Origin of the sequence: Cuneatibacter sp. NSJ-177 (genome assembly GCF_022867805.1) — a bacterium.
Lineage (GTDB): Bacteria > Bacillota > Clostridia > Lachnospirales > Lachnospiraceae > Pseudolachnospira.
Genome location: NZ_JALIFO010000007.1, coordinates 1 through 14,880, shown reverse-complemented (window position 1 = coordinate 14,880; position 14,880 = coordinate 1). Strand labels below are relative to the sequence as shown.

Annotated in this window: 15 protein-coding genes and 1 riboswitch; of the genes, 4 read left to right on the top strand and 11 right to left on the bottom strand. The window is 50.6% G+C overall.

The window, feature by feature from the left end; all coding sequences use genetic code 11:
• Positions 1–71: 71 nt before the first annotated feature.
• From MUB23_RS13825 to MUB23_RS13775, 11 genes are all read right to left on the bottom strand, one after another.
• On the bottom strand, positions 72–1,943 hold the full coding sequence (locus MUB23_RS13825) for an AAA family ATPase (protein ID WP_118106550.1): 1,872 nt from the start codon (positions 1,941–1,943) through the stop codon (positions 72–74).
• Entirely contained in the window at positions 1,940–3,436 is a 1,497-nt protein-coding gene (mobQ, locus tag MUB23_RS13820) for a MobQ family relaxase (protein ID WP_118106549.1), read from the bottom strand. Before mobQ ends, MUB23_RS13825 begins: the two co-directional genes overlap by 4 nt.
• The gene (locus MUB23_RS13815; RefSeq protein WP_118106548.1) at positions 3,402–3,761 is read right to left on the bottom strand and encodes a DUF3847 domain-containing protein; all 360 of its coding nucleotides are present in this window, start codon (positions 3,759–3,761) and stop codon (positions 3,402–3,404) included. The genes mobQ and MUB23_RS13815 overlap by 35 nt, the downstream gene beginning before the upstream one ends.
• A 127-nt stretch (positions 3,762–3,888) precedes the next feature.
• Positions 3,889–4,413, bottom strand: coding sequence for a hypothetical protein (locus tag MUB23_RS13810; RefSeq protein WP_015516227.1), 525 nt, complete (start codon positions 4,411–4,413; stop codon positions 3,889–3,891).
• 297 nt (positions 4,414–4,710) lie between these two features.
• Positions 4,711–5,229 carry a ClbS/DfsB family four-helix bundle protein gene (locus MUB23_RS13805; RefSeq protein WP_117485977.1) on the bottom strand — a complete coding sequence of 173 codons (519 nt, stop codon included), beginning with the start codon at positions 5,227–5,229 and terminating at the stop codon, positions 4,711–4,713.
• Between the two features lie 135 nt (positions 5,230–5,364).
• On the bottom strand, positions 5,365–5,709 hold the full coding sequence (locus MUB23_RS13800) for a TnpV protein (RefSeq protein ID WP_117553333.1): 345 nt from the start codon (positions 5,707–5,709) through the stop codon (positions 5,365–5,367).
• On the bottom strand, positions 5,706–8,627 hold the full coding sequence (locus tag MUB23_RS13795; protein WP_244801202.1) for a DUF4368 domain-containing protein: 2,922 nt from the start codon (positions 8,625–8,627) through the stop codon (positions 5,706–5,708). The genes MUB23_RS13800 and MUB23_RS13795 overlap by 4 nt, the downstream gene beginning before the upstream one ends.
• Positions 8,624–9,115, bottom strand: coding sequence for a PcfB family protein (locus MUB23_RS13790; protein WP_117485853.1), 492 nt, complete (start codon positions 9,113–9,115; stop codon positions 8,624–8,626). Before MUB23_RS13790 ends, MUB23_RS13795 begins: the two co-directional genes overlap by 4 nt.
• Positions 9,116–10,012 carry a DUF6017 domain-containing protein gene (locus MUB23_RS13785; protein ID WP_244801201.1) on the bottom strand — a complete coding sequence of 299 codons (897 nt, stop codon included), beginning with the start codon at positions 10,010–10,012 and terminating at the stop codon, positions 9,116–9,118.
• Positions 10,013–10,182: 170 nt separating this feature from the next.
• Positions 10,183–10,704, bottom strand: a complete 522-nt coding sequence (locus MUB23_RS20025; protein ID WP_173735537.1) for a DUF5720 family protein — start codon at positions 10,702–10,704, stop codon at positions 10,183–10,185.
• Positions 10,705–10,775: 71 nt separating this feature from the next.
• Entirely contained in the window at positions 10,776–10,973 is a 198-nt protein-coding gene (locus tag MUB23_RS13775) for a helix-turn-helix domain-containing protein (protein ID WP_114000934.1), read from the bottom strand.
• Between the two features lie 364 nt (positions 10,974–11,337).
• On the opposite strand from MUB23_RS13775, the gene MUB23_RS13770 reads away from it, so the two are divergent.
• From MUB23_RS13770 to MUB23_RS13755, 4 genes are all read left to right on the top strand, one after another.
• Positions 11,338–11,661: a hypothetical protein gene (locus tag MUB23_RS13770; protein ID WP_244801200.1), complete on the top strand. Its 324-nt coding sequence runs from the start codon at positions 11,338–11,340 to the stop codon at positions 11,659–11,661.
• 383 nt (positions 11,662–12,044) lie between these two features.
• A complete protein-coding gene (gene serS, locus MUB23_RS13765) occupies positions 12,045–13,325 on the top strand; it encodes a serine--tRNA ligase (RefSeq protein ID WP_244801199.1) in 1,281 nt (426 codons plus the stop codon).
• A 192-nt stretch (positions 13,326–13,517) separates the two neighbouring features.
• Complete coding sequence (locus MUB23_RS13760; RefSeq protein ID WP_244801198.1) at positions 13,518–14,465, top strand: hypothetical protein; 948 nt, start codon at positions 13,518–13,520, stop codon at positions 14,463–14,465.
• Positions 14,466–14,612: 147 nt separating this feature from the next.
• Positions 14,613–14,696, top strand: a riboswitch (ZMP/ZTP riboswitch).
• Positions 14,697–14,763: 67 nt separating this feature from the next.
• Positions 14,764–14,880: formate--tetrahydrofolate ligase (locus MUB23_RS13755; protein ID WP_244801283.1), on the top strand; the 117-nt coding region annotated here is incomplete at its 3' end.

Below are 14,880 nucleotides of genomic sequence, written 5' to 3'. Positions count from 1 at the left end.
AGGCAAGGCGGCAACATTAAGGTATCTATAAAAACCTTGCCGTCTTTGCCACGCTTGCCGTGTTCCTGTTGTCAGTTTCGGAGATAGCAGACCCATGCTGTGCTGTCTTTCTCGGTCACAAGTCTGTCCCCGATACGGCTCTTTGCCGTTCTCATGGTGCGTGAAGAAATCCCATGCTCATTGACTGCCTTTTCCAACTCTGCGCTCGGCATACGCTTTCCGTCCGCAAGCAGTTCCAGAATGAGCATTTGCGCCTGTGCGGTCTTGCTCTCGGTCTTGGCGGTGTCTGTCCCGGCAAGAAGCTCGTCAGCGGTAATGTCATAAGCCCCTATCCACTCAAAACCTTTCTCATCTCCCAGAGAAAAGGCAAGGGACTGTCCGGGCGGCGCAAGGGAGCTTTTCTCATGGATAAGCACCCTCGTTGTCGGACTGTCCTTCAGCTTGCCAATAAAGAGCAGACTGCGGACTGCCGCCGTGATGTCGATAGACCCTAATCCCCGATAGGTGCTTTGCGTTCCTGCGGCTTTGTTCAGGTGTCCGATCAGCACGATAGCGCACCCGGTAGCCTGTGCAATGTCTCCCAAACTGCGGAATATCGGGCGCACCTCGTTTGCTCTGTTCATGTCCACATCTGCGCCCAGAAACGCCTGTACCGGGTCAATGATAACAAGCCTTGCGTTGTTCTCACGGATTGCCCTTGCTATGCGCTCATCGGCAAGGGTCAGCGGTGTGTCCCTATCGTCAATGACAAGCACTCTTTCAAGGTCTGCTTCCGCTTCCATCAGCCGGGGCTTGACGGTATCGCCCAGACCGTCCTCTGCGGTCTGGTAGATGATATTGAAAGGCTCAATTGTCTCCATACCGGGCAAAGGCTTTCGGTTGGTGCAAGCCGCCGCAAGACGCATGGCAAAGTAGGTCTTGCCCTCGCCGGGGTTGCCCTGTATGATGGTCAGCTTTCCAAAGGGAATATACGGAAACCATAACCAATCCACGCTCGTAAGCTCCACATCTGCCATGCGGAGCATGGGGACAGGCTGGGCGGTGGGCAGCTCTCGCAGCGTGATTGTCTCGGCTATGAATTTGCGGCTGGGAATGTCCCCTTGCTGACGGAGAACAACGTTCCAGTCTTTCCTTGCCGGGACAAGGCGAATGACGGCGATCTCGCCGGGAATGGACTGTGCCAGTCGGGTACAGGCATCGCTTCCTGCGGTGTCGCTGTCAAGGCAGAGGAACACTTTTCGGGTGTCCTTGCGTTCAGAAAGGAAACGGTCAAGGGCTTTGCCCGAAACGCCGCCCAGGGCAAGATAGCTTCGATTTTTCCAGTCCTGCGGGTAAAGGCAGATAAAGGACAAAAGGTCTATCGGTGCTTCAAAGACAAAGAGCTGATTGCCGTTTCCCTCATAGCGGAACGGATAGGACTTGTCAGACCCGGCAATGTCCTGTCTGAATGGGTCTGCCGTTCCTCGCACATGGGCGTATCTCGGCGTACCGCTTCGGTCTCTGCCGACAAACACAACATTGTGCCGCTTTGCGTCCTCGTAAATATCCCCGGAAAGAAGAAAAGTCTCAACAAGCGTTTTGTTGAGACCTCGGCTTTCGCAAAGATATTGAATTGCTCTGTCGGCTGTTCGGTTGTGCAAGGGCAAGTGGAACGCTGTGGGCGGTGCTGTGGTGGCTTCGGTCTGTCCCTCGCCGTTTTCGCCTGTCAACATCTGAACAGCTTCGGGAAAGGACTTGCCGTAAAACTCCATGACGAAATCAATGGGATAGCCGCCCTTGCTCTGGCTGTGGCGAAACCACTTGTTTCCCCGGACGGTCAGGCTGTCATGTTCTTTCCAACGGTATTCCCGTCCGCTTTTGATAAGTGTCTCTCCCTGTGTGCGGAGAAAATCTTCCAGACTGACGGCGTTTGCCCGGTCAATCTGTGCTTGGGTGTAATTCATCGGGATAGTTCCTCCTTTTTCTGTCGTGTTTGGGGTCGATTTTGGAGCTTTTGTTCCTCTGTACGCTCGTTAAATCGGGCGGCAGTATCTACGCATGACTTGACCTTCCAAAGGCGGTGTAAATCGTCTCTGACAGCCTTAAACTCGCCATAGGTGGTTTCGTGCGCCTGTTCCAGCTCGTCATACTCGTCGGACAGCTTTTTCATATCCACCTTGCCGTCCGGGAACTCCCCGGTCAGCTTTCGTCTGGCGGCGTAGAACTGTATCAGTTCCGCTTCATGCTCTGCCTTGTACTTGGCTCTGGGCTTCTCAAACTTGATTTTCTGCAAGCCGTCATAGACAGGCTTCAAGTTCTGGAAAGCAGCGGAGCTGTCATAGAGCTGCTTGATTTCTTTCATTCGTGCGGTCTGCCCGTCCAGCGTTTTCTTCAAGCTCTCTGTGGTGGAGCTGTGTTCATTGACACGGCTTTCCAAATCTTCAAGGTTGTAAATGCCGTTTGCCCGGAGATAATTGAAAGTCTCGTTCATCTCCTTTAGGTTGCTGATTTTGCCTTTCTGGGAATAAGCCCCGGCTTTGCGCTGGGTGTAGTAGGCGTTCAGCAGAGAAACAAGGTTGGGTGCCTGCGGCTTGGCAAGCTCCGCTTTCGCTTCGGCAATCCAATCAAACAGGAGAGCGATTTTCTTCTTGATGTCCCGGATAACGGCATTGGTTGCTCTGATCCAGCGGTTGAACTCGCCTTTCTCGGTGCGTATGCCTTTCTTCTCCATTGCCCGGACGGTTGCGCCCTCATGGACGGTGGGAAGAAGCTCCACGCCCTGACGCTCATAGCTTCGGTGGTCGATACGAACATCAAGCCCTTTCTCCGCAAACTTGGCGTTGCATAGTTCCGCCCATGTCTGCCGCCAATGTTCCAGCGTTTCTGGACTGCCCCAGTCGGTAGTGGGAACGGCGTTGAACACAAACTTTCCGTCTGCGTCTCGGATACGGTTGCCGTCCTCGTCCAGCTCATACACCCGGCGTTGCTTTAGTCCCCATTTGCCGTTCTGCTCGATGGGGCGGATGGGGCAAAGCACATGAAAATGCGGGTTTGGTATGCCGCCGTCCTCCCGGTCTGGCTGGTGTACGGCGAAGTCAACCACCATGCCACGGCTCACAAAGTTCTCCAACAAAAATTGCCTTGCAAGAGCGATGTTTTCCTCAAGGGAAAATTCATTCTGCAAGGCAATGTCAAAGCTGTATGCAAGCTGGGCGTTCTTTCCACGCTCGGCTTTTTCCACGGCGTTCCATAGGGTCTGGCGGTCTGCGTATTCGGGCGGTGCATGGGACGGCAGGAGAATGTCAGAGCAGATCACGCCGCCCTTGCGGGTGTAGTCGCTGTATTCGCCGTAATACTCGCTATACAATCGCTCCCCGGCTCGGTAGGCAGCAGAAGCGATAGCGGACTGTCCTGCGCTTCGCTTAGTCTGCGTGACGCTCAGATGAAATAGTGCCATCGGCTTTCAACTCCTTTTCTCTGTTTGCTTGGCTGATGTGGGTAATCGCCATGTGACGGACGGCTCGCTGGACTTCGGACAGAGAAAAGATGTGTTCCATCAGCTCTGTCATTTCGGTGCGTGTGAGATCTTTGATCTCCGGGGCAAGGCTCTCAACCGTGCCGCCCAGATTGCAAAGGCGGTGGGTGCGCTTGGTGCGTTCGCCTTTCTCAAGATACTTCTTTCGGTTCTCCAGACGCTCAAGTTTGTGCTGTTCCTGTGCAAGCTGCGTCTCGGCTCGTTCCTTTTCGGCTCGGAGCTGTTCAAGGGTTTTCGGTTTTGCCATTGGGATTGACCTCCTTTTTTGATTTTGGGGATAAAAAAAGACCGTCAACTTTTCGCATAGTGCGACCAGTCAACGGTCAGTTTTTCGGTATTCAGTTGTTGTGTTCAGTTCGGTAAATTGAAGTTGGTCAAAGTTGTTGGCGAAGATATTCCACAACATTTCCATTCGTATCATAGAAACAGATGTTTCCTACATTGAGGGGCAGGACAATGGCGAAAGGCTTGCCACTATCAATATCAATCACCTGAATGCCGTTGCCATCATCTACTTCAAGTCGAACAATATTTTGGGTATTCATTGAGATAAATGCCCTTTCGTTATTTCCCTCAACAACAAACTCTGCAATGTAATCATCAACCTCAACTATATCTCCACCACCACGGAAGAAATATCCAAAAGACAAGCCAGGGCGATTTACATAGACAGAAAAAGTGTGGTCTGTCTTGTCCTGTGGGTAAGAAATAAATGCAGCCATTGTGTCGGAAATGCTTCCATCAACAATCCAATCATCCAAAATTTTTTGAGATTGGCGAATGTCTGCTTCTAAACTGTTTGCGGTTTTACCAATGTCATTGTTTGCATAAAGGAAACCGAAAACCAACACACAAGCCAAAATAACACCCAAGAGGATTATGGGTAATTTCTTTTTCATAGAATCACACTCCTTTATCAAATTAAGATTCTTGATTTTCAAACTTGCTGGCGGCGAACGGTTTGTCAAAACCGTTTGCGGACGGCAAGTCCACAGGGGATAGCCGCTTTAGCGGCGCAAGGGGGTGTAGCCACCTTGACGGAACGAAGTGACGCAACATTCTCGGTCATGCAGTTTTCTTCTGCTGACGGAGAATGAAGCTCCGCAGGACGCACTACTCTCGACAGAGAGTATAGAAGTGCGCCCTTTAGTTCCTAAAGGGATTTGCTCCGGCTTAACTTCTCGACAAACTTGAAGTTATAGTGCTATCTTTTTCCATTTTCTAATCTTAGTTCTAAAGGTTCCGAATGGAGCAACTGTGTTAACATGTATGAATTTGTATACTTCCCAGACAGCTGTTTTAGTTGCCTCGTCAGCCCATTTTCTCATATGTGGTTTGAATAATTCTTCCTCACTTAGCGAATCAATCATTGCATAAATAGAATTGATATTCTCATTCAACATATCTTTCAACTCTTGCAGTGACAGGTGCGCATATGTATCTGTGAACCACTGATATAATTCACCAAGCTGATTCCACTTAAAGTTATCAGAGGGAGTTTTGACCTGAATACCCTTTCTTTCGTCTGCTTCCCATTTAAGAATGAGCGCTGTCCATCCAACCTGATAAGCAAGATTTTCTGCAGGAGTTCGATCAACCTCATCAATTCTCTCATCTTTTAAGGATTCTGGAATATCATTAAATTCTGATATATACTTTGCAAAGCTTTTATTTATCTCGTTTTTAAGTTCGTCTTTATTCACATATGTTCTCACTATTCTATCTCCTCAAATTCCGATTTGTTTCTCAATTTCGTATTCAAATTATACCATAAAACTTGTGAACAATTCTACCGCAACTTTGGACTGTATGAGAAAAGTCCGGACGGTTTTCTGCCCGGACTTTCTCACTCAATCATAAATCAATTCCGCTTTCACAATCTCATCTGCCTGTGCCTTGCAAGCGTTCATCTGCCGCACCCATTCCATTTGGTTTTCGGCTTTCAGCTGTTCGGTCACGCCGTACTGCTTTGCCAGTGACCGCACGATCAGCTCCATGCGGTTTCGTGCCGCTTCGTCAATCTCGGCGCAATGCTCAAAGAGCTTGTCGGATAGCACCAGCTCATTGAACAGTATCGGGCGGCGCATTTCCAAATATGCTTTGCGAAGTCTGCCGTGGTGTCCGAGGGGCTTTGTCTTGCGGATAACGATGTTCGGGATAAGATAATCTCCGTTCTGTGTGTAAGTGATATTCATGCTGATTGCACTCCTTTCATCGGCTCTCTCTGCGGTAAACTGCTGACAGGGACGAACACTCCCTTTGCAATGTCCTCCGCACGAATGGCGGCTTTCTTGGCTTCGATTTCTGCCTTTTTTCTCCCCTTGATTTTGTCCTCGTATCGCTTCTGCGCTCCGCTGGCTTTCCGCTTCAAGTAGTTCTGATGAAGCCTGTCCTTGCGTTCCTCACGCTTGCGGATTTCCTCTAATTCTTCCGGGGTCAGCTCCACTTCTCCAAACGCCGGGGGAACGAATCGCCCAACAAAATTGAAGTAAATCTCGACCTCCTGTGTGGTCTGTATACTGCCTTTGCGGTCACGCTCATGCACAAGGATTTTCTCGATAAACTCGTTGAGCATGGCAATGGTCAGCTTGTCGAAGTTCTCATATTTATCAATCAGAGCGATAAAACGGTCAGCGTCCTTTTCGTGCGTTTCATAGCTCTTGACAGCCTTTTCCAGAGCAGAGATTTCAGCGGTAAGCTCGGCTTGCTCCTTTGCGTATTGAGCGTCCAGAGTGGCGTATCTGCTGTCGGACAGCTTTCCTAAAATGTTGTCCTCATAGATTTTGCAGAGCAGGACTTCCAGCTCGGAAACTCTCTGCTTTGCTGTGGCAAGGCGTGTCCGCTGTTTCCTGACCTCTGTGGTCTGCTGGCTGGACTGCGCTTCCTGCACCACACGGACAAACTCGGCTCGGTCATGCTTCGCATACTCGGCAATGGCTTTGAGCATTTCCGAGACAAGGGACAGTACCACATCTTCATTGATACGGTGCTGGGTCTTGCAGAGCGTTCCGCAAGGAACTTTGGTGTACTGTGAGCAGGTGTATTGAGAAATGCGCTTGCCGTTGTTGGTGCGGTGGACATACATCTTGCCGCCGCAATCGGCACAATAAAGCAAGCCTGTGAGGGGAGCTGCTTCGCCCCAGCCGTCCGGGTAGCGTCTGACATTCCCACGGATTTTCTGCACAAGGTCAAAGGTCTGCTGGTCAATGATAGCTTCATGGGTATTCTCGAAAATCGTCCATTCGTCCTCCGGGACATAATGGCTTTTCTTGTCCTTGAAGTGCTTTCGGGTCTTGAAGTTGATGGTGTGTCCCAGATATTCACGCTTTTCAAGAATGTTGCAGATGGTGGAAGAACCCCAGCCGTACACATCTTTGAAAGTCTTGTTTTTATTCACACCCTCGCCGTGCCGGGCAAGGTAAGCGGACGGAATGAGGATTTTTTCTTCTTTCAGCTTGCTGGCGATCTGATACGGACCGTAGCCGTCAATCGTCATGGAAAAGATACGCTTTACCACTTCGGCGGCTTCGGGGTCAACCAACCATTGGTCTCTGGCTTCGTTCCAGAGATAGCCGTAAATAACCGTGCCTGTGAGGTGCTTGCCGGACTTGCCTTTGAATTGAAAAGTGGAACGGATTTTACGGCTGGTGTCTCTGGCGTAGTATTCGTTCATAATGTTGCGGAAAGGGGTAAAATCATCGTCCCCTCTGGCGCTGTCCACGCCGTCATTGATGGCGATAAGGCGCACGCCACGCTGACGCAGGATTTCCATAATCTGACCGACTTTCAGATAGTCACGACCCATGCGGCTCATGTCCTTGATACACAGGTACTCCACATTCCCGGCTTCCACTTCTTTCATCATTGCCAAAAATCCGGGACGGTCAAAGCAAGTACCACTAATGCCATCGTCCGTGAAATGGACAATGTTCGTAAACCCCTGCCGTGCGGCGAACTCCTCCAACATAGCCTTTTGATTGGAAATGGAATTGCTCTCACGCTGCTGGTCATCATCTTTGCCAAAGTCATCACGGCTCAATCGTTCATACAGAGCAGTGATTTTCTCGTTTTTTCTCATAACTTGCGCTCCTTTCTTCGGTTTTAGGTTGTGTGTTCTAAGAGACTTCCCAACCGCTTGATTAAGAAGTCTTTTAGAGCATACAACACCCGCCGCCATCTTGAATTTGCGGTACTGCTTGACGGCAAAGTGGTCCGGCTCCCGTTCCTCCAACTGAGAAAAGAGCAGGTCCACCGGGCTTTGATAAGTTTCGTCATCCTCTCTGGCTTCACTGGCATTGATAAGGTCCAGAAGTGTGATGAAGTTCTTTTCTTCCTCCGTGGCCTCATACCAGATGTAGCCGATCAGTGCGGAATAATAGAGGCGTTCTGCTTTGACCCAGAAATCTTCCGAAGATTTTTCGCCTTCGCCCTTCGTGTTCATAATCAGGGCGTTCACCAGCTTTAAGATATCTTTCTCTGATCGGATATAAGCCAGCGGATTGTATTTCATGGATTTTCGGAAGTTTATCAGGTTGAGGCATTTGATACGGTATTTCTTCCGTTCCAGGAAAGTGCCGATCTCCGGCAGCAAGGTCCCTTTCGGATCGGTGCAGACATAGGACGAATGGGCTTGCAGCAGAGATGGCTTGCAGAAGAACCGCGTCTTGCCGCTGCCGGAACCGCCGATCACCAGAATGTTTTTGTTTCTGGCATACTTCGGCTGCTTTGGACGGCTCGCCATCGTAATCCGCTCCGTCTGCGTCATAGGGATGTTCTGGAAAAAGTCCTTATCCATGTAGGGAGCGATATCTGCCGCCGTACCCCAGCGGGCAGAACCATACTCGATTCCGTGGCGGTATTTCTTGGCGTTTTTGCCTTTCAGGTAGACCGCCATGCGAAGGACCACCGCACCGGCTATGCCGATCAGAAGGTCCGTTGGCTGGAAACTGAGCCACGGGGAGGAAAATGCTGCCGTGAAGCCGTCTCCGATGGAGAGCAGCTTGCCGGAGAGGTCAGCGCCGGGCGCAAGCCGGAAAGCCTGTGCCAGCTTATCGAAGGGATACACGAACAGAAGATACGGAAGGTTCAGCAAAAACAATTTTTTCATATTCATCTCTGCACGCTCCGATCTTTGACCTTTACTTTTTCCCGGTCAATGGTGCGGTGTTCCGTTTTCTCCGCCGCCTGTTCCTTCGCCTGGGTCAGCCGCTCCCGGATGGAGGGCTTTTCCTCACGGCTCATTTTCCGGCTGGCAAACTCCTGAAATGCCGCTGTGATGGCGTCCGCATCCCGGCTTTTGAAAAAGACCAGGTAACGGGGCTGCTCTGCAGTGGTGTCCTTCTTCAAGGCAAAATCCACATGGTATTTCTTCGCCACACGGGAGAAGGCCTTGATATTCTTGTCACTGATCTCGATATTGGCAAGACCGGCGTTCTGGCTGGCAAGTTGTTTAAGACTCTGCCTGCCGCGGTAGATTTTGGGTTTCTGGCTTTTCTGGATTTCCTCCAGGAACTTTTTGACGGCCTTTTCAAAGACCTGCTCACTTAGCTTGGCTCCGTCAACAATGAGCGTTACGGCGCCCCGCGTTACTTCCTCCTGCATTTAGCCTCGCCCCCTTTGCCCGTCCCCGTACATATCGTGCTGCACCAGGGAAGAATAGTAGCTGTTGATGGTGGTCGGGGCGTTATACAGTGCCGCCAGAAGGTATTTCTTGATATTGCGGACATAGGTGGTGTTGTCCTTCATGCAGTCCATAACATACTGAACATGGGAACTGTCCAGCTTCATAAACCGGGACTTTACCACCTCTGCTGGATAATCGTCTCCGGCAATGCGGATGACTTTGCGGGCAGAACATACGGTGTCCACGATCAGGTCAACGATCTCGTCAAGCTGCTCACGGTCGATATGGCTGTCCTGCACCAGATAGCTGTACTCGATGTTATCCAAAATCACTTCACGATAACATTCTCTGGCTCCCATCCGATCCGTTCCCATCCTTACCCCTGCGGAGGTAGGGGGATTTGATGGGATAGGATTTGATAGTTCCGTACTTGATAAATCAGTCTTTGTTTGATTAGTATTTAATTGTGCGGGGTTTTCCGTACACGGTTCCGCCGTATCCGGGATACCCATATCCGGGTTTTCCGTATATGGCTTTGCCGTACCCGGTAAAGGCGTACCTGGGCTTGACGGCGGCTCGCACTGAGGCATTTCGTAAATGACATACTCGGTATCCGTGATCTTGCCTTTTTCATCCCGAAGCTGGGTGCGCCGGATATACCCGTGGGTTTCCAACTCCTTCAATGCCGCACCGATGCTGTCCACACCTTCCCGGCAGATCGCCGCAAGACCTCTGGTGGTGTAATTCCACTCGTCAGGGAGCGACAACATCATGGACAGCAGCCCCTTGGATTTCAGGGTCAGCGTCCGATCTTTTAAGTGATGGTTCGACATGACCGTATAATCACGGGTCTTTTCAATACGAAAAACAGCCATCTTCGCACCTCCTTCCTGTGAAAATAAAAAGTGTTGATTTTGAGCGGTTTATCTGTCTGTACGCCTTCATAGCCTCCCGCATGGGAAAACATCCACGTCCTGTTCAGAACGCAAGCCACGGAGGAAGAAACAGAAGATATCCAACTGATTTTGATACATTTGGGGGGCGGCTACCTCTCACGGTCTTTATGGTCATAGTGGAGATCGCCGGAAAGCACCTTCGCATGGTTACGGATTTTGATATGCCCCTTTTCCTGATTTTCCAAAGCCTTGCTGTATCCGGTGTCGGTCAGGAACAGGCGCATTTTCTCACCCTTCCAGCCAACAGGCGAGTCATGGGTAAGAACATCAAAGACGATCATGTGTCTGGTCGCCGGGTCGAAACGCTCCAAAGCCATAATGTCATGGCCGGATAACTTCTGCGCCCCGGATTGCTGTCTGGCCTCTGCCAGCATTTCCCCGATGGTGCGGGCTTTCTCCGGCAGACGGTATTCGGCCTGCACCTTGCGGATCAAATCCATACACTCCTGATCCGACAGTGGGCGGAGCTTGTCCAGAAGGCTTTCCGCCGTTTCTTTTACTGCCTGGTTCGGCGCATAGCGCCATGTCATGTAAATCTCATTCAGGGCAGCGTTCTGATTGGTACTTTCAATCTGAAACACCATCCTCATTTCTGCTTCTGTCAGTTTCATTGCCAGCCTCCTTCAAAATGGGTATAAAAAAACGCCATAGGTTTTTGAGCCTACGGCGTTTCTTGCGATATTCACAATTCCAAACTTTCCAGCCACTCGTCAAAAGATTTCTTTGAAACGCGGATCGCATTGCCTATGCGGACGATCCTGAACTCCTCCTGCTTGACGAGCTGATATGCGGTTGTGCGGCCAATGTTGAGCATGGCTGCAATCTGTTCCACGGTGTATGTGCGCGGTTCCGGCAGTGACTTTTTCTCTTTCTTGTCCATAGTAACCTCCATGTATTTGCCTTGTCATTTTGACTAAGGGAGTGAAGAATGGCAGTAGCAATCGGCTTTGGCGGGGTGTCCTCTTGCTAAGAATTTGCTAATAGGACCACCCAACGGACACATAAAACTGCGTCAGAATAGGTGTTTTGCACCATAAAGTTCGTTTACTACAAGTCATTCTGCGTAAGGGATGATATTGGAAGTTACATCCGAACCGTGTATCACATGGTAAGCCATACTCCTAAGCGGTAGGTCGGGTGTTCGAATCACCTCGGGAACACGAAAGATTACGCCGAAACTTTTGAGAGAAAGGTTTTCGGCGTTTTTTAAAATATTTTGCCGTCTATGATGAGAGGGGGATTAGATGGAATTTCTTATGGAATATTTCGGTGGAATCATAGAAACAATATTGGGAGAACGGTTGAATAACAAGAAGCAAATTCTTTATATTGGGATCAACGTAAGTCTTCTCACCTGTTTTATTGTCCTTACGATCGTCTTATTTTGGCAAGGGTACTATTTAAAAGATACGGTGCTTGCACTTTTTGACCTGCTTGCGCTTGCGCTGTTTGCCTATGGGGTCCAAAAAAACGTAAGAGGCGTTCCCGTTAAGGGACTATTCGAAGCATCTGCCTGCGGATTTCCCATCAAAAATATAAAAGCATGTGTTGTGGTCTCCCTGTTTTAGGACTTGTTTTTTTCTCGTCCAGGAGGTATAATTTATTCCATATTTGGACAAAATGGCCGGTAATACGGTAATGATATTGAAAATGCGTTTGAGGAAAGCTAAGAGACGGGAGAGCCGTTCAGAGAACCGGTGGTTGGTGCGAACCGGCGGCGAGACGTCTTGTTCCACTTTTCCGAGCAGCCGGCGAAAAGCCGGAGGGGAGCGCCCCGTACAGCGCATGTGAGGTGGCCGGTTACCGGCAACTTGGGTGGCAACGCGGAGTTCTCCGTCCCATATGGGGGGAGAACTCTTTTTCATTTTATAGGAAATGAAAAACGCTCCGCTATGGAAGCGCACGCAAGGATCGATTTTTATTACAATGAAATAGAATGAGGAGGTTCGTTATGTTAGACATCAAATTTTTACGGGAGAACCCGGAGGCGGTGAAGCAGAATATCCGGAATAAATTCCAAGACCGGAAGCTGCCGCTGGTGGACGAAGTCATTGCCCTGGATCAGGAGAACCGGGACATAAAGAAGGAAGTGGAAGCCCTTCGCGCGGACCGCAATAAGCTTTCTAAGCAGATCGGAGCCCTGATGGGTCAGGGAAAACGGGAGGAAGCTGAGGCGGTGAAGGTACAGGTTGCCGCCAACGCCGGTCGGGTAGACGAGCTGACCCAGCGGGAAAAGGAAGTGGAAGAGAAGATCAGGAAGATCATGATGACGATCCCGAATATCATTGATCCTTCGGTGCCGATCGGCCGGGACGACAGCGAGAACGTCGAGGTGAAGCGCTTCGGCGAACCGGTTGTGCCGGATTTTGAGATTCCCTATCACGCGGAGATCATGGAGCGGTTCCAGGGGCTTGACTTAGACAGTGCCAGAAAGGTGGCCGGGAACGGGTTCTATTATCTGATGGGAGATATTGCAAGGCTCCATTCGGCGGTGATCTCCTATGCCAGAGATTTCATGATTGGCCGCGGCTTCACCTACTGCGTGCCGCCTTTTATGATCCGCAGCGACGTGGTAACCGGCGTCATGAGCTTTGACGAGATGGACGCCATGATGTACAAAATTGAAGGTGAGGATTTGTATCTGATCGGGACCAGCGAGCACTCCATGATCGGAAAATTTATTGATACCGTAAACCCGGAAGAAAACCTTCCGTACACTCTGACCAGCTACTCGCCCTGTTTCCGGAAGGAGAAAGGGGCTCATGGCATTGAAGAGCGCGGCGTCTACCGGATCCACCAGTTTGAAAAACAGGAGATGATCGTAATCTGCAAGCCGGAGGAGAGCAAGATGTGGTTTGACAAGCTGTGGCAGAACACGGTGGATCTGTTCCGTTCCCTGGATATTCCGGTTCGGACCCTGGAGTGCTGCTCCGGCGATCTGGCCGACCTGAAAGTGAAATCCGTGGACGTGGAAGCCTGGTCTCCCCGTCAGAAAAAGTATTTTGAGGTTGGAAGCTGCTCCAATCTGGGCGACGCCCAGGCGCGCCGCCTGAAGATCCGCGTAGCCGGAGCGGATGGAAAGAAATACCTGGCTCACACGCTGAACAACACGGTGGTCGCTCCGCCCCGGATGCTGATCGCTTTCCTGGAGAATAATCTGAATGCCGACGGAACCGTGAACATCCCGGAAGCATTGCGTCCTTATATGGGCGGTATGGAGAAAATCCAATAAGCTGTTTATGGAAACCAAAAGCTATGGGATCCTGGGCCGGTTCCGCAGCTCTTTTGGCGGGCCGCCCTTTTTTGCGAAGCTTCCTTATTATAAGGAAGCTTCCTTTCGCAGATAAATACGGAAACCGGCTTGACAAAAGCGGACGGATATACTATAAGGGAATAGACAACGAATACTTTGGGAGGAACGAGCATGAAAAAAAACCAGATTCTATTGGCAGGCGTGCTGGCGGCGGCTTTGGCTTTCTCCGGCTGCCAGAGCGGAGCCAGCGACGGGGAGACGGTTCAGTTTTCGCAGGCGCCGGCGCAGGCCGCAACCGAGGCGCCGACGGCGGCTACCACGGTCGCAGTGGTGAATCCGATGCAGCAGGTCCAGGGGCTGGATGACTTTGCGGCGCTGAAAGCTGCCCTGGGAGTGCCAGAAGGGGCGGAAAATGTGGAATACTATATCATCGCGGATACCGTTGCCGAGGTGAATTTTATCCTGAACGGAGCCCACTACAGCTTCCGCGGCGCAGCGGGCAGCGAGGATATCTCCGGCGTCTACGAGAATTTCCAGGGGGAGACGCTGAGTGTATCCGGAGCGGACACAACTGCGCAGATCCGGACGACGGCAAGCGGCGGACGCCTGGCGCTATGGGCAGATGAGACATCCACCTATTCTTTATATACGTCCTCGGAAGTCGAGGAGGAAGCCATTCAAAAACTAGTGGAAGAGCTGATTGCGATCACCGAAGCCGGAGGCGCAAACCCGAGAAAGCAGGTGGAGAACCGCGAGGGGCTGTCTGCCCTTGGCGTGCGGATAGCAGAGCCGGACAACAGCGATGACGTTACCTACTACATTGTGGGGGAAAATACCGCTGAGATCCGGTTCATCTGGAAAGACTGTGAGTATCAGTTCCGCGGCGCGGCGGGAAGCGTTGATCCCGGCGTGGAGGAAGAGTGGAAAGCGGATTCCGAAAAGATTGAAGCGGAATACGACGATGAAAAAATCGAGATTACGATTCAGTCAGCGGAAAATGGAGTCCGCCTGGCGGCCTGGAAGACCGGGGATTCTGCTTACAGCCTGTACACGAAGGGCGAGGTCAGCGATTCTGACTGGCAGAAGATTTGCCGGGAGGCGGCGGATACGACGAAATAAAACAGGGTTTGTTATCTTTTGTTTTTTGCCCGATTTTTTAACTTTTTTTTAGACGTTCGTCGCTTTTTAGTCGGTTCCGGATGATATTGTGACGCATATGATATATTCTTGACAAAGTGTTTGGAATATGATAATATGATCCCATCAAAACGATTTTGATACCTGACGGAGAAATGTGGAGTACCACAGTGGGTCAAGATCGTAAAAAAGCCGACCGTCTGGGCATCATTTGAACTATCTCAAATGGTGCCTTTTTTACTCCAAGGCGGAATCCAATAGGTAAAGGAGAAGAAGAGTTATGGGCTACAAATCCGACATCGAAATTGCGCAGGAGACTGAAATGCAGCCGATTTCCGAAATCGCAAAGACCGCAGGAATCGACGAGAAATATCTCGAACATTACGGTAAGTACAAA

Excerpts from the sequence above, each read along its gene's own strand:
- serS (WP_244801199.1), top strand. The coding sequence starts at position 12,045 with ATGTTAGACATCAAATTTTTACGGGAGAACCCGGAGGCGGTGAAGCAG.
- MUB23_RS13795 (WP_244801202.1), bottom strand. The coding sequence starts at position 8,627 with ATGAATATGAAAAAATTGTTTTTGCTGAACCTTCCGTATCTTCTGTTC.
- mobQ (WP_118106549.1), bottom strand. The coding sequence starts at position 3,436 with ATGGCACTATTTCATCTGAGCGTCACGCAGACTAAGCGAAGCGCAGGA.
- MUB23_RS13790 (WP_117485853.1), bottom strand. The coding sequence starts at position 9,115 with ATGCAGGAGGAAGTAACGCGGGGCGCCGTAACGCTCATTGTTGACGGA.
- MUB23_RS13800 (WP_117553333.1), bottom strand. The coding sequence starts at position 5,709 with ATGAATATCACTTACACACAGAACGGAGATTATCTTATCCCGAACATC.
- MUB23_RS13760 (WP_244801198.1), top strand. The coding sequence starts at position 13,518 with ATGAAAAAAAACCAGATTCTATTGGCAGGCGTGCTGGCGGCGGCTTTG.
- MUB23_RS13775 (WP_114000934.1), bottom strand. The coding sequence starts at position 10,973 with ATGGACAAGAAAGAGAAAAAGTCACTGCCGGAACCGCGCACATACACC.
- MUB23_RS13810 (WP_015516227.1), bottom strand. The coding sequence starts at position 4,413 with ATGAAAAAGAAATTACCCATAATCCTCTTGGGTGTTATTTTGGCTTGT.
- MUB23_RS20025 (WP_173735537.1), bottom strand. The coding sequence starts at position 10,704 with ATGAAACTGACAGAAGCAGAAATGAGGATGGTGTTTCAGATTGAAAGT.
- MUB23_RS13785 (WP_244801201.1), bottom strand. The coding sequence starts at position 10,012 with ATGGCTGTTTTTCGTATTGAAAAGACCCGTGATTATACGGTCATGTCG.
- MUB23_RS13825 (WP_118106550.1), bottom strand. The coding sequence starts at position 1,943 with ATGAATTACACCCAAGCACAGATTGACCGGGCAAACGCCGTCAGTCTG.
- MUB23_RS13815 (WP_118106548.1), bottom strand. The coding sequence starts at position 3,761 with ATGGCAAAACCGAAAACCCTTGAACAGCTCCGAGCCGAAAAGGAACGA.
- MUB23_RS13770 (WP_244801200.1), top strand. The coding sequence starts at position 11,338 with ATGGAATTTCTTATGGAATATTTCGGTGGAATCATAGAAACAATATTG.